Origin of the sequence: Embleya australiensis (assembly GCF_051903075.1) — a bacterium.
In the GTDB taxonomy this organism is placed as follows: domain Bacteria; phylum Actinomycetota; class Actinomycetes; order Streptomycetales; family Streptomycetaceae; genus Embleya.
The window spans coordinates 2,957,989-2,978,976 of sequence record NZ_CP182422.1 but is presented as its reverse complement, the minus strand read 5'-3'; the positions used below and the strand labels follow the sequence as shown (position 1 = coordinate 2,978,976).

The window sequence follows — 20,988 nt, the reverse complement described above, 5'->3', positions numbered from 1 at the left end:
GTGTGGGATGTGACGGGTATCCGCTGCCGCCGGGACGCCGGCGAGCGGCACGCGCAAGACTGTGGCCGGGCCGGAGAAGCAGCGGATGCCCCGGCACACCGGGAGCGGTAGGAAGGCACACGATGAGCGACGCATACGGCCGTGGGGGAGCGGAGCCGCCGCGAGGCGACGACGCGCCGGCCGGACCGGCACCCGAGCACGACCCCGGCGCGGAGCCGGCGGCCTTCCCGCCAGGCGGCCCGCGGGTGTCGACGGATCCCGGAGAGGACACCCCCGACGGCGCGACCACGGGCCCTGCGGCTTCCGGCCGGGCGACGGACGAGGAGCCGCCCACCGAGATCCGACCGGTGTCGGGGACGGAGGACTCCACCGGGGACGACTCACGGGCTTCGGACACGGGCGCCGAGTCGGGTCGCGGGAACGCGGCCGGCGATGCCGCCGAGCCGGGACACCGTGACGCGACCACCGAAGGCTTCGCCGCGCCGGGCGGCTCGCACGCGGCCGACGCCGAGCCCGCCGCGTTTCCCGCGCGGACGTCGTTGGCCAAGGAGCCGCCGCCGGCCGATCCCGCCGCCGAGCCCGACGCGTTCGGGGTGCCGAGGCCCGATGTCCGGGACGCGGTGACCGCCGAGGTGCCCGTGGTGCACGGCACCGCCGAGTTGCCGGCCGCGGACGACCCCGGCTACGACCCGTTCGCCCCGCCGCCCCAGCCGCCGCCCGTCGGGCCGCCCCCGCAGCAGCCGACGGGGCAGTGGCCGGGATATTCGGCGCAGCCCGGGCAGCCCGGTGCCTACGGTGCGCCGGCCGGCGGCGCGCATCCGGGCTACGGGCCCTACGGTCCGTACCCCTCGTATGCCCCGCAGACCGGCTACGCGCCCCAGCAGGCCGTGCCGTACGGCTATGCGGTCCCCGGGGACATGACCGGGGCGGGCGGGCCCACGGAGGACCTGGGTCGGCGCTACGGGCGGCGGCTGGTGGTGTGGGCCGCGGCGCTCGCGCTCGTGGCCGGGTTTATCGGCGGCGGCATCGGAGCCTGGGTCGCCGATCGGCACGACACCAAGATCCGCCTGGGCGACCCGCCGCAGAGCGGTCCGGCCCGGGGCAAGGACACCATCGCCGGCCTCGCGGACCGCACGCTGCCCGGCGTGGTGTACATCCACGCCAAGACCGGTCGCGGCGAGGCCACCGGCACCGGCTTCGTGCTGGACACCGCCGGCGACATCCTGACCAACAACCACGTCGTGGACTCGGCCGCGTCCGGCGGCACGATCACGGTGACGTTCAACGATGGGCAGCGCACGACCGCGACCCTGGTCGGCCGGGACACCGGCTACGACCTCGCGGTGATCCGGGTGTCCGGCGTCCAGGGGCTGCACCCGCTGCCGCTGGGCAACTCCGACGCCGTGCAGGTCGGCGACCCGGTGATCGCCATCGGTGCGCCGTTCAACCTGGAGGGCACCGTCACCTCCGGGATCATCAGCGCCAAGGACCGCGCGGTCAGTGCCGGCTCCTCCGGCAGCGACGTCTCCTACATCAGCGCGCTGCAGACCGACGCGCCGATCAACCCCGGCAACTCCGGCGGGCCGCTGATCGACGCGGCGGGTTCGGTGATCGGGATCAACTCGGCGATCCGCTCGGCCGGCGGTGGCGGCCAGGGCAATCCGTTCGGGGCGCAGCAGGAGGCGGGCAGTATCGGCCTCGGGTTCGCGATCCCGATCAACCAGGCGCGCCGGGTCGCGCAGCAGTTGATCGACACCGGCAAGGCCTCGCATCCGGTGATCGGCGTCTCGCTCGACGTCGCCTACACGGGCGACGGCGCCCGGATCGCGTCCGAGGACGTCAAGGGCACGCCGCCGGTGCGTCCGGGCGGACCCGCCGAGCAGGCCGGGCTCAAGCCGGGCGACGTGATCAAGGCGATCGACGGCCGCAGGGTGCACGACGCGAACGAGTTGATCGTGGCGATCCGGTCCAAGGCGCCGGGCGGCGTGGTCAAGCTCACCATCGAGCGCGACGGCGCGGAGCGCTCGGTCGACATGACCCTCCAGGCGGGCTGACCCGGGGCCGGCCGACCCCGACGGGCCGGCCGGCCACCAAGCAGGATGACTCGGACATGACGTACACATGGCCGGGTGATCACATCTTTTGCCAATAGGCGCCAAGCGACCGGTTCGGTGCCGCCCGCGGCCTTCCGCTCGGGGGGTCGGCGACTACTCTGAGGGGGTTCGGTCACCCGACCGAACCCCCTCGCGCAATCTCGTGGAGTCCAGGTGTTCGACGTCGGTGCACCCGAGATGGTCGCGCTCGTCATCCTCGCGATCGTCATCTTCGGTCCCGAGAAGCTGCCGAAGATGATCGGCGACGTGGCGCGCACCATTCGCAAGTTCCGCGAGTTCTCCTCCGGGGCCCGCGCGGACCTGAAGAAGGAACTGGGTCCGGAGTTCCAGGACATGCACCTGGAGGACCTGAACCCGAAGACCTTCGTCCGCAAGAACCTGATGGGCGACGGCGACGACGATCTGGGCATCCGGGAGTTGCGCGACTCGCTCGGCAAGGACTTCGACGACATCAAGGGTCTGGCGAGCGGCAACCTCTTCGAGCCGGACGTGCCCGACACCTCGCACCGCCCGTCGGCCGGACAGTCGTCCGCGCCGAAGACCTCGCTGCACAAGAACGGCGGCGCCGCCCGGGTCGAGCCCGGCGAGCGTCCGCCGTACGACGCCGACGCCACCTGAGGGTCGATCCGCTCGTCCCCGGCCGGGGATCCGCGGCCCGGATTCGGGGCCGACCGGCGCCGAGGACGGCGTCGGAGCACCCGCGCGTTCGGGCACTATGGAGCCCGAGTACACGGGCGGTGTGTGGTCGGTGACTCGGCGGATACATGTATCGCACGGCTCGTCCACCCGGATCGCCCGGGGGAGTGGCCGCCCGACATGGCAGACCGAGGCAGCCGGCCCGGCGCCGTCGCGCCGCGCGAGAGGACCTGAGGCGGAGCATGGACACAATCAGCCACGCGGGCGAGGCGTTGCCCGCCGACGGGGCCGGCAGGCCCGATCTGCTGGCGGAATACCTGGACGCGGACTTCCCCTGGTACGGCCTGGACGAGGGCTGGAACGGGCGGCGTTGGTTGTCCTCGGTGTGCCGGGGTCGGGGCACGATCGAGTACGGCACGCTGGGCCACGGCGACCTGCCCAGCCGCCGGCCCGGTGATCCCACGCCCCGCCGGTTCGTGTCCGTGGTCACCGTCCCGCAGCGGCCCAAGCGGCCGGCCGGCGACGGCACGGGACAGATGGAGGCCACGTCGAAGGCGAGCGCGGCGTCACTCGCAGGGGTGGCGTTGCTCGCGGACAGTTGGCCGTGGCAGTTGGACCGCGCGACCCGTGCGGAGTGGCTGGATCAGCAGACCAACATCGCGTGGGACCTGTCCGACAATCTGCCCGGACCGGGGTGGACGGATCTGGCGATCCCGGTCGACGGGGTGCCGTCGCGTTTTCGCTACCGGGAGTCGGCGTACGGCTGGGTACTCGCGGGGGAGAGCGCGGGGGTGTACCTGGGGGTGTACGGCCGGGGCGCGAGCGCGTACGGCCTGGGCCTGTCCCGCTTGGTGGACCTGCGAACGTACGCGATGCCGGACGCGTGAGCGCCCGGCGCCGGCCCCGGGGTCACGGCCGCGCCGCAACGGGCGGGCGTGCCCCCGGGATCGGCGCGCCTGGACCCCGACCGGTGCCGGGGCCCGCAAGACCTAGAAGTTGCGCAGCGGGGTCAGGCCGAGTTGGAGGCCGGAGAGGCCGCGCTCGCGGCCGCCGAGCTTCGCCGCGACCGCGCTGAGAGCGACGGCGGCGGGCGAGTCGGGCGCGTCGACGACGACCGGGCGGCCGGTGTCGCCGCCCTCGCGCAGCCGGGTGTCGATCGGGATCGAGCCGAGCAGCGGGACCTTCGTGCCGGTGGCCGCGGACAGGCCGTCGGCGACGCGCTGTCCGCCGCCGGAGCCGAACACGTCGACCATCTCGCCGCAGTGCGGGCAGGGCAGCCCGGCCATGTTCTCGATCACGCCGGCGATCGTCTGGCGGGTCTCGACCGCGATCGTGCCGGCCCGCTCGGCGACCTCGGCGGCGGCCTGCTGCGGCGTGGTCACCACCAGGATCTCCGCGTTGGGCACCAACTGGGCGACCGAGATGGCGATGTCGCCGGTGCCCGGCGGGAGGTCCAGGAGCAGGACGTCGAGGTCGCCCCAGTACACGTCGGCCAGGAACTGCTGGAGCGCGCGGTGCAACATCGGCCCGCGCCAGACCACCGGCGCGTTGCCGGGGGTGAACATGCCGATCGAGATGACCTTCACGCCCAGCGCCGACGGCGGCATGATCATGTTCTCGACCTGGGTGGGCTTGCCCTCGGCGCCGAGCATGCGCGGCACCGAGTGGCCGTAGATGTCCGCGTCCACCACGCCGACCTTCAGGCCCTGCCCGACCATCGCCGCGGCCAGGTTCACCGTGACCGAGGACTTGCCGACGCCGCCCTTGCCGGAGGCCACCGCGTAGACCCGGGTCAGCGAGCCGGGCTTGGCGAACGGCACCTCGCGCTCGGCCTGCCCGCCGCGCAGGTGGTTCGCCAGCTCCTTGCGCTGCGTGTCGCTCATCACGTCGAGTTCGACGCCGACCGAGGTCACCCCGGGCAGCGCGGCCACGGCGGTCTCCACCCGGCTGATGATCGTCTCGCGCATCGGACAGCCGCTGACCGTCAGATAGACCGCGACCTCGACCCGACCGTCGGCCAGGATGTCGACGGATTTGACCATGCCCAGTTCGGTGATGGGCCGGTGGATCTCGGGGTCCTGGACGGTCGCCAGGGCATCCTGGACGTCGTCCGCCGAGGGCAGGGTTGCAGAAGCCATACCGTGAGCTTACGACCCTCGCGCCGGAATCCTTTGCGAGCATCGGGATCCGGGTCCGGAGCGGGGGCTGCGAACCGACGGGGAGGTGCCGCGTGACGATATCGGCCGAGCGGACGCGAGTGGCGGAGTTCCGCCGGGCCCTGGGCCTGGCGACGCTGATCGACGTGCACACGCACTTCATGCCCAAGCAGGTGCTGGACAAGGTGTGGGCGTACTTCGACGCGGCCGGTCCGCTGATCGGCCGGCCGTGGCCGATCACCTACCGCCTGGACGAGGACGGGCGGGTCGCCACGCTGCGCGAGTTCGGCGTCTCGGCGTTCACCTCGATGTTGTATCCGCACAAGCCCGCGATGGCCGCGTGGCTGAACGCGTGGTCGCGCGAGTTCGCCGCGCGCACCCCCGACTGTCTGCATACGGCGACGTTCTTCGCCGAACCCGACGCGGCCAAGTACGTGCGCGAGGCGATCGACGCGGGCGCGGTGGTGTTCAAGGCGCACGTGCAGGTCGGCGGCTGGGATCCGACCGATCCGCTCCTGGACGACGTGTGGGGCACGCTCGCCGACGCCGGCGTGCCGGTGGTCGCGCACTGCGGGTCCGGGCCGGTGCCCGGGGCGCACACCGGGCCGGAGCCGATCGCCCGGGTGCTGGCCCGGCATCCGCGGCTGGCGCTGATCGTCGCGCACATGGGGATGCCGGAGTACGGCGCGTTCCTGGACCTGGCGGCGCGCTACCCGAGGGTGCACCTGGACACCACGATGGCGTTCACCGAATTCGTCGAGGAGGCCGCCCCGTTCCCGCCGGCCGACCGGCCCCGGCTGCTCGACGCGGCGGATCGCATCCTGTGGGGCAGCGACTTCCCGAACATCCCCTACGGCTACGCCGACGCGCTCGCCGCGCTCACCCGGGTCGACCTCGGCGACGACTGGCTGCGCGCGGTCTGCCACGACAACGCGGCGCGGCTGTTCGGGCTCACCTAGCGGCCCTTTCGTCCACCCGTAAACCGATACCTACGCGTCGGTGCGGCCGGCTACCGTGCCGGGGGTGGAGACGATCGGGTACGTCCGGGGAGATGCCACCACGCCGCTGGGCAAGGGCGTCAAGGTGATCGCGCACGTGTGCAACGACCGGGGCGGCTGGGGCAAGGGCTTCGTGCTCGCGCTGTCCAAGCGGTGGCCGGAGCCGGAGGCCGACTACCGGCGGTGGTACCGCGAGCGGGCGGACAACGACTTCGGGCTCGGCGCGGTGCGGCTGGTCCGGGTGGACACCTACCTGTGGGTGGCCAACCTGATCGGCCAGCACGGCACCCGTACCGGCAGCAAGGGCCCGCCCGTGCGCTACGACGCGATCGACCGGGCCCTGGGCACCCTCGGCGAGCGGGTGCTCGAACTCGGCGCGTCGGTCCACATGCCGCGAATTGGCTGTGGTCTGGCCGGGGGTACGTGGGGCAGGGTGGAGCCGCTCATCCTCGAACGGTTGAGCGGGCGCGGTGTCCCGGTCACCGTCTACGACCACGACTGACCACGAGGCGGGCGCGCGGTGACCATCCGAACCACGACGGACACCGACGCGGGCGCCGGGGCCGCGGCGCAGACGCGCCGGCCCCACCTGTGGCGCGACGCCTCGCTCTCGGCGGTGCTCGCCGGCCTGATCGCGGTGCTGGTCTCCTACTCGGGGCCGCTGGTGATCGTGCTGTCCGCCGCGGCCGGCGCGGGGCTGAGCCCGGCGCAGACCGGCTCGTGGGTGTGGGCGCTGTCCATCGGCAGCGGGCTGACCTGCCTGGGCCTGAGCCTGTACACCCGGATGCCGATCGTCACCGCGTGGTCCACCCCGGGGGCCGCGCTCCTGGTGACCAGCCTGGGCTCGTACGCGTACCCCGAGGCGATCGGCGCGTTCGTGGCCACCGGCGTGCTGATCACCGTGATCGGGGTGACCGGCGTGTTCGGCCGCCTGATGCGCAAGGTGCCGAGCGCGGTGGTGTCCGCGATGCTCGCCGGGGTCCTGTTCTCGTTCGGCACCGGGGTGTTCACCTCGGTGCGCGCCGCGCCGTGGATCGGCGGCGGGGTCCTGCTCGGCTACCTGGTGGCCAAACGCTTCGTGCCGCGCTACGCGGTGCTGGTCGCGCTCGTGGTCGGGGTGGGCTGCGCGGCGGCCGGTTCGCGGCTGCACGTGCACGTGGACTCGTTCGAGATCGCCCGGCCGGTGTGGACCACGCCGCACCTGTCCGTACCGGCGCTGATCGGGATCACCGTGCCGCTCCTGGTGGCCACGCTCGCCTCGCAGAACGCGCCCGGGATGGGAGTGCTGGCGGCCTCCGGCTACCGGCCCGACGACCGGGTGCTGATCGGCTCCACCGGCGCGGTGTCCACGCTGCTCGCGCCGTTCGGGTCGCACGCGATCAACCTGGCCGCGATCACCGCGGCGATCTGTACCGGGCCCGAGGCGCACCGCGACCCCCGCAGGCGTTATGTCGCGGGGGTCGCGTGTGGCGTGTTCTACCTGGTCGTCGGGATGTTCGGGTCGACCCTGGTCGCGGTGTTCGCGGGCCTGCCCAAGGAACTGGTCGCCGCGGTCGCGGGCGTCGCGCTGTTCGGCGCGCTGGCGAGCGGGCTGACCGGCGCGATGGCCGACGACGAGCACCGGGAGGCGGCGCTGATCACCTTCCTGGCCACCGCCTCGGGGGTGACCATTTGGGGCATCGGGTCCGCGTTCTGGGGCTTGATCGCGGGGGTCCTGGCCCACGTGGCGCTCTCGTCGCGGTGGTTCAGCCGGCCGGCCGCACGCCCATGAGCACGCGCATGCCCTCGGCGAGGTCGCGCCCGGTGGGGGCGTTGTCCGGGTCGAGCATCCACTGGCCGACCACACCCACGAGCAGCGCCTGACACAGCGCCCCGACCGTGCCGGTCAGGTGCTCGTTGCCCTCCTCGGGCAGGCCCAGGAAGATCGAGGCGAGGCCGGAGCGACCCTCGTCCTGCGCCGCGCCGAGCACCTTGCGGATCTCCGGCAACTCGTCGAGGTAGGCCAGGATCTCGAAGTTGGCCGCCCACATCATCCGGTGCGACTCCATCAGGTCGATCACCCGTGCCCAGATCGCCTCGAACCGCTCCGGCGCCGCGGTCTCGGTGCCGACCGCCTCGGCCAGCGCGCCGGACAACTCCTCGCCCCACCCCTCGATCGACTCCAGGAGCGCCTGCTGCATCAGCGCGTCCTTGGATCCGTAGTGGTAGCCGATCGAGCCCAGGTTGGTCCCCGACGCGGCGACGATGTCGCGCGCGGTGGTGCGCATGTAGCCCTTTTCGTACAGGCAGCGTTTGGCTCCGGCCAGCAGGTCTTCGCGATGTCCCATGACCCGATGGTAGCGCTGTTCTAGACGGATGTCTTATACGATTGACTCATACACTTGTATAAGTCGGCCGGAGGCTACTCGGACTCCGGCGGGCGGCCCGCCCGACCCAGGTGCGCGTCGGTGACCTCGCGGCCCATCAGCCAGCCGTCCGTCTCCCGACGCTCGTCCAACTCCTTGAGCATGGACTGCAGTTCCGAGCGCAGGAAGTCGCGCGTGGCCACCTCGCCGAGGGCGATCCGCAGGGCCGCGACCTCGCGAGTCAGATACTCGGTGTCGGCGATGTTGCGCTCGTTGCGGGCCCGGTCCTGCTCCAGGTTGACCCGGTCCCGGTCGTCCTGGCGATTTTGCGCGAGCAGGATCAGCGGCGCCGCGTACGACGCCTGGAGGGACAGCGCCAGGGTCAGGAAGATGAACGGATACTCGTCGAAGCGCAGCGCCGGCGGCACGAAGATGTTCCAGCCGATCCAGACGATCACCGTGGCGGTCATGTAGACCAGGAACCGGCCGGTGCCCAGGAAGCGGGCGATCCGCTCGGAGAACCGGCCGAAGGCCTCCGGGTCGTACGCGGGCAGCAGCGGACGCCGCCGCGGATGGCGCGGTTGATCCAGGCGCGGACGACGCCGCTTGTCGGCGCTCGTGCTCTCACGTGCCACGGCGGACACCCCCGTCTCCGTGTATCGCGCCCTCGCGCCAGTCCTCGGGCAGCAGGTGGTCGAGCACGTCGTCGACGGTGACCGCGCCGAGCAGGTGGTCGTCCTCGTCCACCACGGGCGCGGCGACCATGTTGTAGGCGGCCAGGAAGCTGGTCACCTCGGCGAGCGGGGTGTCCGGCCGCAGCGGCATCAGGTCGGTGTCCAGGACCGCGCCGACCAGGGTGAACGGCGGATCGCGCAGCAGCCGCTGGAAGTGCACCGTGCCCAGATACTTGCCGGTCGGCGTCTCGGTCGGCGGCCGGCACACGTAGACCTGACTGGCCAGCGCCGGCGACAGGTCGGCGTTGCGCACCTGCGCCAGCGCCTCGGCGATGGTGGCGCCCGGCTCCAGCACGATCGGCTCGGTGGTCATCATGCCGCCGGCGGTGTCCTCGACGTAGGTCAGCAGCCGGCGCACGTCCTCCGCCTCCTCCGGCTCCATCAGACCCAGCAGGCGCTCCGCGGTGTCCTCGGGCAGCTCGGAAATCAGGTCGGCCGCGTCGTCGGGGTCCATCGCCTCCAGCACGTCGGCCGCGCGCTCCTCCTGGAGCTGGCCCAGGATCTCCACCTGGTCGTCCTCGGGCAACTCCTCCAGCACATCGGCGAGCCGGTCGTCGTCCAGCGCCGCGGCCACCTCGGCACGGCGCTTGGCGGACAGGTTGTGCAGCACGTTGGCCAGGTCGGCGGGGCGCAACTGCTCGAACGTGGCGAGCAGGTTGGCCGCGCCCTGCTGGTCCTCGGGGCGTTCGAAGCCGACCACCGCGTTCCAGTCGACGGTGATCGTCTCGCCGCGCCTGCGGCGCAGCGCCGAGGTGCCGCCCTTTTGCACGAAGAGCTTGGAGATCAGCCAGTCGCGCCCGCGCCCGAGCGCCATCGCCACGTCGAGGACGGTGACCGACTCGTCGTTCTCGGCCAGCGTCACCCGCCGGTCCAGCATCTCGGCGAGCACCAGCGTCTCGCTCGGTCTCTGCTCGAAACGGCGCATGTTGACCAGCCCGGTGGTGATCACCTCACCGGTCTCCACGCTGGTCACCCGGGTCATCGGGACGAAGATCCGGCGCCTGGTGGCCACCTCGACGACCAGGCCGAGCACCCGCGGGGGCAGTTGGGCGGTGCGCAGCATGACGACGACGTCGCGCAGCCGGCCGACGTGGTCGCCGTTGGGATCGAACACGGCCACGCCCGCTAGGTGCGAGATGAACACCCGCCCGGATGACGCACCCATGCCGTGGTCCCTCCGTTGCCGATGTCCGCCGCCGATGTGCCGCGCCGCCGATGTGTGTGCCCGCTCGTGCCGGGGGCATCCCAGTCGGTCAGGCTACCGGTGAAGGTGGGCATGATCACGACACCTCGCGCCCGGCTCAGTACAGTGCCGCCCGTGCGCCTGCCTCAGACGAAGACCACGATCGCCCTCCTGACCGCCTGCGTCCTCGCCGGCACGGCGTGTTCGAAGGCGGAGACCGGGCTCGGTTCGGAGTCCGCGGACGCCATCACCGGCAAGGCCAAGGCGGCGGCGGCCGGGACCGGTGCGGTGCACGTGCAGGGGGTGTGGAAGATCCAGACCCAGCAGTTCAGGATCGACCTGCGACTCAAGCGCGACGGCGGGGTGGGCACCGTGGTCACCGCCGACAGCACCATCGAACTGCTGCGCGTCGGCCAGGATCTGTACGTCCGCGGCGACGCCCGGCTGTACCAGGGCCGGGACGGGCGCGGCGGGGCGGACGTCGAGCAGTCGGCGCAGGCGTTGCGGGACAAGTTCGTCAAGGTGCCCGCCTCCGACCCCAGTTACGCGCGACTGTCCGGCTTCACCCGGATGCAGGACATGATCACCGATCTGATCCGGCTCAACGGCAAACTCAAGAAGGACGGCCGGGAAAAGGTGCGGGGCGTCGAAACGCTCAAGGTGGTGGCCGACCGCGGGCGCGGCGGCGAGTTGCGGGTGGCGCTGACCGGGACGCCGTACCCGCTCAAGTACATTCCGTCGCCGAGCGGCGGAGCGCTCGAACTGTTCGAGTACGACCAGGACTTCCCGTTGGTGCTGCCCCATGCCGACGAGGTGCTGGACTACGGCACGCTGACCGACGGCAGGGACCCGTCGGGCAAGTCGACCGGCAAGCCCACGGAAAAGCCCGGCGGCCCGGTGCCGGGCACCGACTGAGCCCGGCCGCGCGGGCTCCGGGATACCGTTTCCGGGAGCACGACGCGGGAGCACGACGACGCGGGCGTGCGTCGAGGCGGTCGGCGAAACCTACGAGACATCGAACGACGAGGGAACCAGGCGATGGATCACGTGCGACGCGGCTTCGTGGTGGCGACGGCGGCGGTATCGGTCACGGTGCTGGTCGCCGGGTGCAGTCCGGGACGGCCCGCGCACCGCTCGTGGCAGGCGCCGGTGGACGAGCCGACGGCGGGCGCGCCGCTGGGCAACCAGGTGGACGGGCTCGACCCGGCGGCGATCCTGCAGCGGGCCCAGGCCGCGACGGCCGCCGCCAAGTCGGTACACGTGAAGGGGGAGTTGGCCGTCCCGGGCACGGCGGGCAAGCCGGCCAAGCCGTTCAGCGTGGACATGCTCTTCACCAGCACCGGCAGCGCGGGCCAGATCGTCGAGGACAACACGACCGCGTACATCACCCGGGTGCAGAACCAGGTCTGGTTCCGGGGCGACGCGAAGTTCTGGTCCAAGGTCGAGGGCGCCACCTCCGAGGTGGGCAACCACGACAAGTTCGTCCAGGTGCCCTCCGGCGACAAGAAGTACAGCGGCATCGTCGAGAACACCTACGTCGAGCGGCTGACCAACAAGCTCATGGGCAAGCCGGGCAAGCTGGAGAAGGGCGCGGTCAAGCAGGTCAACGGACATCGGGCGATCGCCCTGGAGAACCGCACGCCGGGCGCGGGCGGCGTCATCTGGGTGGCCACCGAGGGCGCTCCGTATCTGCTGCGCATGGAGTCCGCCGCCGACGCGCGCCAGGCCGGCGCGTTCGACTTCCTCGCCTACGGCGAGCGGGTCGACCTGCACGCGCCGGACCCCAAGGAAGTGGTGGACAAGGACCTGACCACGCCGGGGCGGTCGACGAGCGGCGGAAACGGCTCCACCGGCCCCGGCGGCTCCACCGGGCGTCCCTCGACCGGCGCGCCCGCCACGGGCTCGTCGGGCACCAGCCGCCGACCCGACATCGGGCGCACGCCCAAGCCGCCGGTGCCGACGGGGCTGAGGAGCGACCCGGTGCTGTTCCCTTGAGTCGCGCTCGACGCGTCTTTCCCGAGTGGCGCCCGACGCGTCGGCGCGGGCTCAGTCGCGCCGGCGGAGCCGGCCGATCGACCAGTTGAGCGGGGACGCGCCCCGGGTCACCGCGGGTGAGCCGATCGGCACCGCGCGGCCGGCGTCGTGGGGCAGCGCCCGGGCGGACCCGGTGGGGGTGAGCCGGACCAGGTCGCACTCCCGTGCCCAGCGCGCGGGCTGCTCCTCGCCGTCGGGCGCGTTCAACCGGGCGGCGTGCAGGGCGAGTACGGCCGGCTCGTAGCCCGGATCGCCGGGCGCGACCACCGCGACCCGCGCGGTCCAACCCGGCAGCCGGCCGCCCTTGTCCTTGCTGCGCACGTCCACCAGCACGGTCGCGGCGGTGGTCAGGCCGGGCACGAACTGCTCCACCGCGCCGGGCTCGCGGGCGGTCACCAGCCACGAGGCGCCGTCGAGCCACACGTGCCAGACGGGGCGGGCCGGGGCGGGGGCGACGGTGAGCCACAGCAGGCCGGACTTCTTCGCGGCTTCTTCGAGCAGCGCGGCTTCTTCGAGCAGCGCGGCCTCTTCCGGCAGTGCCGCTTCTTCGCGCGGGGCGCCTTCGGGCGTGCCGTCGGTGTCCGTCATGCGCCACAGCGTCCCACAACGCGCGGGCCCCGAACGTGCGCCACCTCATAGTCCCTTTCGGGTGACCCGTCGGTAACCTGACCGCACGATCCGCAGCACTGGGAGGACCAGAGACATGGCCGCCACATCGCGTAGCTTGCGTTCCCGCCGTTCCTGTATGGCCGTACCCGGCAGCAACCCGCGCTTCATCGAGAAGGCGCAGGGGCTCCCGGTCGACCAGGTGTTCCTCGACCTGGAGGACGCCTGCGCCCCGCTCGCGAAGGAGGGCGCGCGGCACACCATCGTCGACGCGCTGAACAACGGCGACTGGGGGGACCGGATCCGCGTCGTGCGGGTCAACGACTGGACCACCCACTGGACCTACCGCGACGTGGTCACCGTGGTCGAGGGCGCGGGAGCCAACCTCGACGCGATCATGCTGCCCAAGGTGCAGGACGCGGGCCAGGTCAAGGCGCTGGACCTGCTGCTCACCCAGATCGAGAAGACGGTCGGCCTCGAGGTCGGCCGGATCGGCATCGAGGCGCAGATCGAGAACGCCCGCGGCCTGGTCAACGTGGACGAGATCGCCGCCGCGTCGCCGCGCGTGGAGACGATCATCTTCGGCCCGGCCGACTTCATGGCGTCGATCAACATGAAGTCGCTGGTGGTCGGCGAGCAGCCGCCGGGCTACGACACGGGTGACGCGTACCACTACATCCTGATGCGCATTTTGATGGCCGCGCGGGCCAACGACCTCCAGGCGATCGACGGCCCCTACCTCCAGATCAAGGACGTCGAGGGCTTTCGTCGGGTGGCCGGCCGCTCGGCCGCGCTGGGCTTCGACGGCAAGTGGGTGCTGCACCCCGGCCAGATCGACGCCGCGAACGAGCTGTACCAGCCCACCCAGGCCGACTACGACCACGCCGAGATGATTCTCGACGCCTACGACTGGTGCACCTCCGCCGAGGGCGGGATGAAGGGCGCCGCGATGCTCGGCGACGAGATGATCGACGAGGCCTCGCGCAAGATGGCCCTGGTGATCTCGGCCAAGGGCCGCGCCGCCGGGATGCGGCGCACGCAAAAGTTCGAGCCGCCGAAGGGCTGACGCCGGATCGGTACAACGGCGAGGGGCGGGTTCCGGGCATCGGGATCCGTCCCTCGCCACACGCCCGGTGGCCCGGATCACACCCCCGGATCGGCTCCGGGTCGGGTCGGCGCGAGCGTGGATCGGCGTCCGGCCCCCACCGGGGCGGGGCGGTCGTCTATCGTGTGCCCGGGCCGGAGTACTTCGGCGGGCAAAGGGCAGCAGGAGGCTGGCATGCAGGGTGGCTTGACGGTGTCCGTGCACACCCAGGGCACCTCTTCGATCGTCACGGTCGCCGGTGAGATCGATGTGGACAGCGCCGCCGCGGTGCGGGACCGTCTGTTCGAGTGTGTCGATCAGGGCAGTGTGCGTCTGGTGATCGACTGCTCCGAGCTCGACTTTTGCGATTCGACCGGGTTGAACGCGTTCCTCGCCGCCCGACTGCGTGCGCAGGCCGCGGGCGGAGCGGTGCACCTCGTGGGCGTTCAACCGGCCGTTGCGCGGGTATTCGAGATCACCGGTGCGGTACAGGGGTTCACTTTCCACGAGACCCTGGCAGAGGCGGTCGGAGAGTAGCCCGTGACTTCTGGTGTCCTCCAGCGGGATGCGGGCAACTATCACCGCGTAGCAGCGTGAGCGAGGTGAGCCAATAGATGTGCGCCATGCGATCGCAGGCGCCCGGCGACGGGGAGGCCTGTTTCTCCACCCCACCGCTTCGTCAGGTGCGGAGACTGCCGTTCGAGGGTGCGGCGGGGGCGGTGGCGCGGTCTCGGACGTTCATCCGCAACACGCTCCACGCGTACGGATGGAGCGGCTCCGAGGACGAGCAGGTGCTGCTGACCTCCGACGACGTGCTGCTCGTCGCGGTCGAGTTGGTCACCAACGCGTGCCTGCACGCGGGTGGTCCGGTGGAGCTGCGGGTCGTGCGGACCAGCGAACTGCTGCGGATCGAGGTGGACGACCGCAGCGAGGAGCCGCCGCAGCCGAGGTCGCCGCACTCCGGAACGCGACCGGGGGGTCACGGGCTGCACATCATCCGCCGGCTGACGCTGGACTGGGGCGTGGTCGTGCACCGGGAGCAGGGCAAGACGGTCTGGGTGGACATGCCCGTGCCCGAGGCGATGCGCTGAGCCGACGGGCCGGGGGCGTACCGGGCCTAGGCCGGTCCGGGCGGCCGATACCCTGGAGCACATGTCTGCCTCTTCGGTTCGTGTTCGCTTCGCTCCCTCTCCCACCGGCATGTTCCACGTCGGTGGCGCTCGTTCCGCGCTGTACAACTGGGCCGTGGCGCACAAGGCCGGCGGCGTGTTCGTGTTGCGGATCGAGGACACCGACGAGGCGCGCAACCGGCCGGAGTGGACCGACGGCATCCTGAGCGCGCTCGCGGCGATCGGGATCAGCTCGGCCGACCCGGCCTTCGAGGGCCCCTACTTCCAGTCGCGGAACACGACGCTGCACCGCGAGTCGGCGGTCCGGCTGTTCGAGGCGGGCCGCGCGTACTACTGCGACTGCACCCGCGAGGACCTGGAGGCCCGGACCGGCTCCAAGCACCTGGGCTACGACGGCTTCTGCCGCGAGCGAGGCCTGGCGGCGGGCGACGGGCGCGCGCTGCGCTTTCGCACCCCGGACGAGGGCGTCACGGTGGTGGCCGACCTGGTGCGGGGCGTCACCGAGTTCCCGAACGCCTCGCTCGAGGACTTCGTGGTCGCCCGGGGCAACGGCTCGGCGGTGTTCCTGCTGGCGAACGTGGTCGACGACGTCGACCAGAAGATCACCATGGTGATCCGCGGCGAGGAGCACCTGTCCAACGCGGCCAAGCAGCAGCTCCTGTGGGAGGCGCTGGGCGCGACCCCGCCGCAGTGGGCGCACCTGCCGGTGATCGTGAACGAGAAGCGGCAGAAGTTGTCCAAGCGCCGGGACAAGGTGGCGCTCGAGTCCTACCTGGACGAGGGCTACCTGCCCGACGCGCTGGTGAACTACCTGTTCCTGCTCGGGTGGGGCCCCAAGGACGACATCGAGATCCGGCCGTACGCCGAGCTGGAGCAGCTGTTCGACCTGCGCGACGTGAACAAGTCGTCGGCCTTCTTCGACGTGAAGAAGTTGTCCTCGTTCAACGCGGACTACATCCGCGCGCTGGACGCGGACGCCTTCGTGCGCGCCTGCGAGCCGTGGCTGCTCGGGCCGAAGGCGCCGTGGGCGAAGGAGGCGTACGACCCGGCCGTGTTCGCCGAGGTGGCGCCGCTGGTGCAGACCCGGATCACGGTGCTGGACGAGGTGCCGATGTACGTCGACTTCCTGTTCCTGGCCGAGCCGGCCGACGACGAGGCGGCGTGGGCCAAGGCGATGAAGCCGGGCGCGGCCGACGTGCTCACGAGCGCCCGTGAGGAACTCTCCCGGGCCGAGTGGAACGTCGACGCGCTCAAGGCCGCGGTCGAGGCCGCCGGCGCCGCCCACGGCCTCAAGCTGTCCAAGTCCCAGGCCCCGGTCCGCGTCGCCGTCACCGGCCGCACCATCGGCCTGCCGCTGTTCGAATCCCTCCAGGTCCTCGGCCGCGACCGGGTCCTGGCCCGCGTCGACCGCGCCCTGAAGCGCCTGGCCGAGCAGTAGCGGCTCCGGCGATACGACGGCGGCCCGCACACCGGTCACCGGTGTGCGGGCCGCCGTCGTATCGGGGCGCGTGTGGGTCAGCCGATCGACAGGGCGGGCGCGGAGGCGAGCGTCGCTCCCCCGGCGATCCGGCCGCGGGAGCCCGGAGCGGCGGTGCTCGGGGAACCCGGCTCGGTGCGGACCGAGGGCGTCCAGGTGAATCGTTCGGCCGGAATGCGGCCACCGTCGGGCGAGGTGAAGTCCGAGACGTCGGCGGTCAGCGACCAGCCGAGCGTACCGGCGCGCACGTCGGTTACGGTGACGGGGTTCAAGGCGCCGTTCATCGTCTGCGGGTGACATGCGGACGGCCCCCGCGACCGAAGTCGTGGGGGCCGTCCGGGTGTTCGGGTGTGCGGGTCAGCTGATCGAGAGGGTCAGGGTGCTGGTGTAGGTGCCGATGGCCTGGTAGGCCGGGACGGCGAGGGACAGGTCGGCGTCGGCGGAGAAGGTGCCGCCCGTGCTCGCCCCGGCCGGGGCCGAGGCCAGGGTGGCGCCGGTGCCGATCGGGCCCGCGCTACCGGGCACCGCGGTGCTCGGCGAGCCGGTGCCGGTGGTCACCTTCGGGGTCCAGGTGAACTTGTCGGCGCCGATCTTGCCGCCGTTGCCGTTGCCGAAGTCGGACACCGAGCCGGTGAGGGTCCACCCGGTGTTGCCGCCGCGGAAGTCCTTCACGGTCACGGTGTTCAGCGCGCCGGTCATGTTCTGCGCCTGGCCGTTGAGCGTGATGTCCGACAGCTTGATGGCGCCGGCTTCCTGGGTGATGGTCAGACCGCCGGCGACGACGTTGCCGGTCACCGTCTGGCTCAGGTCGCGGCCGGGAACGGTGACGCGGAACGGCTTGATCACCGCGGTGTCGTCCGAGCCCTCGTTCACCTTGATCGCGGTGATGTTGTCCTTGCTCACCACGAGGTCGGTGATGTTGATGGTCCCGTCCGCGGCGGCCTCGGTGTACGCGCTGACGTCGTCGTCCTGGACGTCGCCGACCATGCCGTACGCCAGGACGTAGTTGCCCGGGGTCCAGCCGGAGCCGGTGATCACCACGGTGGTGCCGACCGGGCCGTGGTCCACGCTGAGCGAGATCTTGCGCTCGACCGCCTTGACCTTGACCACGCCGCTCAGCGCCTCGACGCCGCTGCCCTTGACCTTCACCTTGTAATCGCCGGCGGCAACGTTGTTGCCGACCGTCACGGTGCCGGCCAGCTTGTTGCCCGCGCCCACGGCGAGGGTGTTGCCGGAGATCTTGGCGGCGTCGCAGGCCGAGCCGTCGGCGGCGCACAGCTCCGGAGTCAGCGTGCCGGCGGGCCAGTTGTCACCGGCGATGGTGATCTGACCACCCGCGCTGACCTCGCCCGGCGTCGCGGTGACGGTCGGGTCCGCGGTGCTGGAGCCCTCGACGTTGATCGTGGTGCCGGGGGCGACGGGCGTCACCGGGGTGCACGCGGTGGCGACGTCGCTGCCGAGACCCGCGTCCACGAACGACGTGTAGTTGCCGGGGGCGAGGTTGAGCGCGCCGGGCTTGGTGAGCGTGATGCTCGTCGTCATGTCCGACAGCTTCAACTCCTCGCCGGGCGCGGCGTCGGGGTTGATGCGCGGACCCTCCACCGGCACGGAGGCGGTCTGCGCGCCGGTGAGCAGGACCTCGCCCTTGGGCAGCGCCTTGTTCTCGCCGACGTGGATGCCGAAGGGGGTATTGACCGGCACCACGCCGTACTTGAGCCACTTCCACGTTACGGTGACCTGGTCGCCGACCGCGTAGGTCGCCTTCGCGGGGGTGACCTGGATGTCCATCTTGAGGTCACCGTCGGCGATGTCGGCCAGGAACGGGTTGGTGCAGTGCGCGCGGTAGTCGACCGGGGCCGCCGAGGCGGACGGTGCGAGTGCGATCAGACCGGCGGTACCGGCCATCGCCAGCGTGCCGATCAGCGCGGTGCTTCTGCGTGGAGCGATTCTTCGCATTCGGGACACTATTCTCCTCGCCGGGATGGAATATGCCTACCGCCACTGTGGAGCAGAACTTCGACATCCGGGGAGAATGACCTGCGGCGTTTGTCGCCGCGAGGGCGAGGTCGGCCGGACCCTCGTCCGGAATGTGCGGGGTACGTGGCGGTGGTCGGCAATAGATGGTCCGACACCGTATTCATCCGGTAATCGCTGACAAAGTCAATAACTGTTCCGCGGGAATCCTGTTGGCACGTGTCACCAAGATCGACTTTCCGTGGAAGCGGGATGGGAATGGTGTATTCCGGTTCCGGAAACGCGGCGGAGGCCGCCGTCCGGGGTGGACGGCGGCCTCCGCGTGTGGTGCGTCGAGCGAGGTGTCTTCCGGTCGGGTCAGGTCACCTTGAACGGGGTCGTGGCCAGCCGGTCGGAGTGGAAGGTCTCCGAGGCGACGATCCCGGTCGTGTTCGACTTGGTGATCAGGATCCAGATGCTGAAGTCGCCGTTGGCGTTGGCCCACGCGCCGGCCCAGTCGCTGGTCTTGGAGTCACCCGCGAGACCGTTGACGTTGACCCACGCGAGCGAGCCGTAGCCGTGCCCGGTGACCAGGACGAACGTGCACGGGCTGCCCGAGGTCTTGTTCAGCTCCAACCAGCGGCGCTGCACGGTGATCGCGGTCAGCGCCGAATTGCCGCCGCCGTCGCTGAGCTTGAGCTTGTAGGTGCCCTCGCCCACGTTGCCCGCGATCGTCACGTTGCCGGCCAGCGCGCCGTCGGCGGCGATGGTGAGCGGACCCGAGCTGATCCGGGCGGTGCTGCACGCCGAACCGTCGGCCGCGCACAGCGACGCGGTGGCCGTGCCGTTCGGGGTCCAGTTGTTGCCGGACACTGCCACCGTGCCACCCGCGTGGGTGGACGCCGGCGACGCCGACAGGGTGGCCGGCAGGGCCGCGCCGATGGTGAACGGAGCGCTCACCAGGGTGGTTTCGTCGGTGCCCTCCATCAGGATGATCGAGGTGATCGAGTCCATGCTCGCGACGAAGTCCGGAATCACGATGGAGCCGTCGGCGGCCGACTGGCCGTAGACCAACGTGTCGTCGAGCAGGTTCCCGGCCGCGTCCCGGCCGTAGGCCAGGACGTAGATGTTCGGGTTGAAGTTCTTGCCGGTGATGGTGACGCCGGTGCCCACCGGACCGCGGTTCGGGCTCAGCGAGATGGTCCGGGCGACCGCGTTGATCTTGACCGGGGTGAGCGCCTCGCCGGCGCCGACCTTGACCTTCAGCTTGTAGTTGCCGGTCGGCACGGTCGCGACCGTGTTGATCTTGCCGGACAGCGCGCCGTTCGCCACCACCAGGCTGTTCGCCGCGATCTTGGTCGCGTCGCACGCCGCGCCGTTCGCGTCGCACAGCTCGACCGAGGGGGTGCCCGCGGCCCAGTTGGCGCCGGACAGCGCGACCTGCGAACCGGCGTTGAACTCACCGGGGTTCGCGCTCAGGGTGGGCGCGCCCGTCGAGGGGCCGTCCACGGAGAGGGTGCGCGAGACCGCAACGGGGTTGACCGGCGAGCACTTGGTCTCGACCTTCTGCCCGACCGCCGTGGTGAAGGTCGAGTAGATGTCGGGAGTGAGGCTGACCTGCCCGGCCTGGGTCAGGGTGAAGGAGCCGACCGGGTTGCTCAGGATCAGGTCCTGGCCGGGCAGCGCCTCGGGGTTGATCTGCGGCCCCTGGATGGCGAAGTTGCCGGTCTGCGCGCCCGTCAACTTCACCGTGCCGACCGGGTAGGTCGAGTCCTTCGGCACCTTCCCGACGACCGGGATCGACGGCGGTGCCTTCGGGTAGAGCTTCCACTGCCACTCGACCGAGACCACGTCGCCCACCTGGTACGTGCTCTTGGCGGGGGTGACGACCAGGTCGATCTTGACGTTGCCGTCCGGCGGGTTCGAGTACGGGTTGGTGCAGTGCGTCGCGTAGTCGACGGTGTCGGCCTGCGCCGAGGGGGCGATCGCGACGAGCGCGCCGGTGCCGGCGACCGCCGCGGCCGCCGCGATGGCGACCAGTCTGCGGGAAGCGATTCTTCGTATTCGGGACACGGTTCTCCTAGCCGGGTGGGGAAGTGCCGAGTGACGCGTGGTGCGGAGGTCCGGCTCGCCCCGGCGGTGCCCGATGGCTGCCGATTCGCCGATCACCGCCACGTTCGTCCGTCGGGTACGGACGTCGGAAGCGATGACCGAGAAGCGTGGAATGGGACGGGGAAGGCGAACTCCGACGTGGTGCTGGTGCCGAAGATCTAGCGAACAAAGCCCCAGGAAGCAATGCGCAAATGGTGATCATCTTGGTGTCACGTGTCACCATGATCAACTTTGATAAACCATCGAAGGAAACCCTTTCCAAAGTCGACCGGGTCAATGGGTCGGGCTCTTCGAATGCTGGTTCTTGCCCGGTTAATTCATCTACAAAACCGTATTGACTTCTTCCGCTTACGCAGTTTCACTCATGGCTGTGCCGGAGGGGCCCCGAAGCGTGGGGCGAAGCGCCCCGACCCGGATCCCGCTCAC

The 20,988-nt window shown here is 71.2% G+C and carries 20 protein-coding genes; 12 read left to right on the top strand and 8 right to left on the bottom strand.

Annotated features, from left to right (window positions below):
- The first annotated feature begins 122 nt into the window (after positions 1 to 122).
- From ACMXN5_RS12540 to ACMXN5_RS12530, 3 genes are all read left to right on the top strand, one after another.
- Positions 123 to 2,054 (top strand): trypsin-like peptidase domain-containing protein, encoded by a 1,932-nt coding sequence (locus ACMXN5_RS12540; RefSeq protein ID WP_439675328.1) that lies wholly within the window; start codon positions 123 to 125, stop codon positions 2,052 to 2,054.
- Between the two features lie 237 nt (positions 2,055 to 2,291).
- Positions 2,292 to 2,732 carry a Sec-independent protein translocase subunit TatB gene (locus ACMXN5_RS12535; protein WP_380000034.1) on the top strand — a complete coding sequence of 147 codons (441 nt, stop codon included), beginning with the start codon at positions 2,292 to 2,294 and terminating at the stop codon, positions 2,730 to 2,732.
- A 260-nt stretch (positions 2,733 to 2,992) separates the two neighbouring features.
- Positions 2,993 to 3,637, top strand: a complete 645-nt coding sequence (locus tag ACMXN5_RS12530; RefSeq protein ID WP_439675327.1) for a hypothetical protein — start codon at positions 2,993 to 2,995, stop codon at positions 3,635 to 3,637.
- 102 nt (positions 3,638 to 3,739) lie between these two features.
- Here the strand turns inward: ACMXN5_RS12530 and ACMXN5_RS12525 are convergent, their stop codons facing one another.
- Positions 3,740 to 4,888, bottom strand: a complete 1,149-nt coding sequence (locus tag ACMXN5_RS12525) for an Mrp/NBP35 family ATP-binding protein (protein WP_439675326.1) — start codon at positions 4,886 to 4,888, stop codon at positions 3,740 to 3,742.
- A gap of 92 nt (positions 4,889 to 4,980) precedes the next feature.
- Here ACMXN5_RS12525 and ACMXN5_RS12520 point away from each other — a divergent pair, with 92 nt between their 5' ends.
- From ACMXN5_RS12520 to ACMXN5_RS12510, 3 genes are all read left to right on the top strand, one after another.
- Positions 4,981 to 5,865, top strand: a complete 885-nt coding sequence (locus ACMXN5_RS12520) for an amidohydrolase family protein (protein WP_439675325.1) — start codon at positions 4,981 to 4,983, stop codon at positions 5,863 to 5,865.
- 64 nt (positions 5,866 to 5,929) lie between these two features.
- Entirely contained in the window at positions 5,930 to 6,406 is a 477-nt protein-coding gene (locus tag ACMXN5_RS12515) for a macro domain-containing protein (protein WP_439675324.1), read from the top strand.
- Between the two features lie 24 nt (positions 6,407 to 6,430).
- Positions 6,431 to 7,675 carry a benzoate/H(+) symporter BenE family transporter gene (locus ACMXN5_RS12510; RefSeq protein ID WP_439677995.1) on the top strand — a complete coding sequence of 415 codons (1,245 nt, stop codon included), beginning with the start codon at positions 6,431 to 6,433 and terminating at the stop codon, positions 7,673 to 7,675.
- Here ACMXN5_RS12510 and ACMXN5_RS12505 read toward each other — a convergent pair.
- The 3 genes from ACMXN5_RS12505 to ACMXN5_RS12495 all read right to left on the bottom strand — a co-directional run bounded on the left by ACMXN5_RS12505 (position 7,650) and on the right by ACMXN5_RS12495 (position 10,148).
- Positions 7,650 to 8,231 (bottom strand): TetR/AcrR family transcriptional regulator, encoded by a 582-nt coding sequence (locus ACMXN5_RS12505; protein WP_439675323.1) that lies wholly within the window; start codon positions 8,229 to 8,231, stop codon positions 7,650 to 7,652. The two genes, ACMXN5_RS12510 and ACMXN5_RS12505, sit on opposite strands and share 26 nt — an antisense overlap.
- Positions 8,232 to 8,305: 74 nt before the next feature.
- Positions 8,306 to 8,884 (bottom strand): DUF1003 domain-containing protein, encoded by a 579-nt coding sequence (locus tag ACMXN5_RS12500; RefSeq protein WP_395799952.1) that lies wholly within the window; start codon positions 8,882 to 8,884, stop codon positions 8,306 to 8,308.
- Entirely contained in the window at positions 8,874 to 10,148 is a 1,275-nt protein-coding gene (locus ACMXN5_RS12495) for a magnesium transporter MgtE N-terminal domain-containing protein (protein WP_379999795.1), read from the bottom strand. The genes ACMXN5_RS12500 and ACMXN5_RS12495 overlap by 11 nt, the downstream gene beginning before the upstream one ends.
- Positions 10,149 to 10,301: 153 nt before the next feature.
- Between ACMXN5_RS12495 and ACMXN5_RS12490 the strand changes: the two genes are divergently transcribed.
- Positions 10,302 to 11,081, top strand: a complete 780-nt coding sequence (locus ACMXN5_RS12490; protein WP_439675322.1) for a hypothetical protein — start codon at positions 10,302 to 10,304, stop codon at positions 11,079 to 11,081.
- Between the two features lie 123 nt (positions 11,082 to 11,204).
- Positions 11,205 to 12,161: a hypothetical protein gene (locus ACMXN5_RS12485; RefSeq protein ID WP_439675321.1), complete on the top strand. Its 957-nt coding sequence runs from the start codon at positions 11,205 to 11,207 to the stop codon at positions 12,159 to 12,161.
- 51 nt (positions 12,162 to 12,212) lie between these two features.
- On the opposite strand, the gene ACMXN5_RS12480 is transcribed toward ACMXN5_RS12485, so the two are convergent.
- Entirely contained in the window at positions 12,213 to 12,788 is a 576-nt protein-coding gene (locus ACMXN5_RS12480) for a hypothetical protein (RefSeq protein ID WP_439675320.1), read from the bottom strand.
- Between the two features lie 115 nt (positions 12,789 to 12,903).
- Here ACMXN5_RS12480 and ACMXN5_RS12475 point away from each other — a divergent pair, with 115 nt between their 5' ends.
- From ACMXN5_RS12475 to gltX, 4 genes are all read left to right on the top strand, one after another.
- Positions 12,904 to 13,872, top strand: coding sequence for an HpcH/HpaI aldolase/citrate lyase family protein (locus ACMXN5_RS12475; RefSeq protein WP_380041104.1), 969 nt, complete (start codon positions 12,904 to 12,906; stop codon positions 13,870 to 13,872).
- Between the two features lie 213 nt (positions 13,873 to 14,085).
- The gene (locus ACMXN5_RS12470) at positions 14,086 to 14,427 is read left to right on the top strand and encodes an STAS domain-containing protein (RefSeq protein WP_395799944.1); all 342 of its coding nucleotides are present in this window, start codon (positions 14,086 to 14,088) and stop codon (positions 14,425 to 14,427) included.
- 86 nt (positions 14,428 to 14,513) lie between these two features.
- A complete protein-coding gene (locus ACMXN5_RS12465; protein ID WP_439675319.1) occupies positions 14,514 to 14,981 on the top strand; it encodes an ATP-binding protein in 468 nt (155 codons plus the stop codon).
- Between the two features lie 109 nt (positions 14,982 to 15,090).
- The gene (gltX, locus tag ACMXN5_RS12460; RefSeq protein ID WP_439677994.1) at positions 15,091 to 16,458 is read left to right on the top strand and encodes a glutamate--tRNA ligase; all 1,368 of its coding nucleotides are present in this window, start codon (positions 15,091 to 15,093) and stop codon (positions 16,456 to 16,458) included.
- 77 nt (positions 16,459 to 16,535) lie between these two features.
- Here gltX and ACMXN5_RS12455 read toward each other — a convergent pair whose 3' ends face one another.
- The 3 genes from ACMXN5_RS12455 to ACMXN5_RS12445 form a co-directional block, all read right to left on the bottom strand.
- A complete protein-coding gene (locus ACMXN5_RS12455) occupies positions 16,536 to 16,781 on the bottom strand; it encodes a hypothetical protein (RefSeq protein WP_439675318.1) in 246 nt (81 codons plus the stop codon).
- Between the two features lie 73 nt (positions 16,782 to 16,854).
- Positions 16,855 to 18,453, bottom strand: coding sequence for a hypothetical protein (locus tag ACMXN5_RS12450; RefSeq protein ID WP_439675317.1), 1,599 nt, complete (start codon positions 18,451 to 18,453; stop codon positions 16,855 to 16,857).
- A 375-nt stretch (positions 18,454 to 18,828) separates the two neighbouring features.
- Positions 18,829 to 20,523, bottom strand: coding sequence for a hypothetical protein (locus ACMXN5_RS12445; protein ID WP_439675316.1), 1,695 nt, complete (start codon positions 20,521 to 20,523; stop codon positions 18,829 to 18,831).
- Positions 20,524 to 20,988 lie beyond the last annotated feature (465 nt).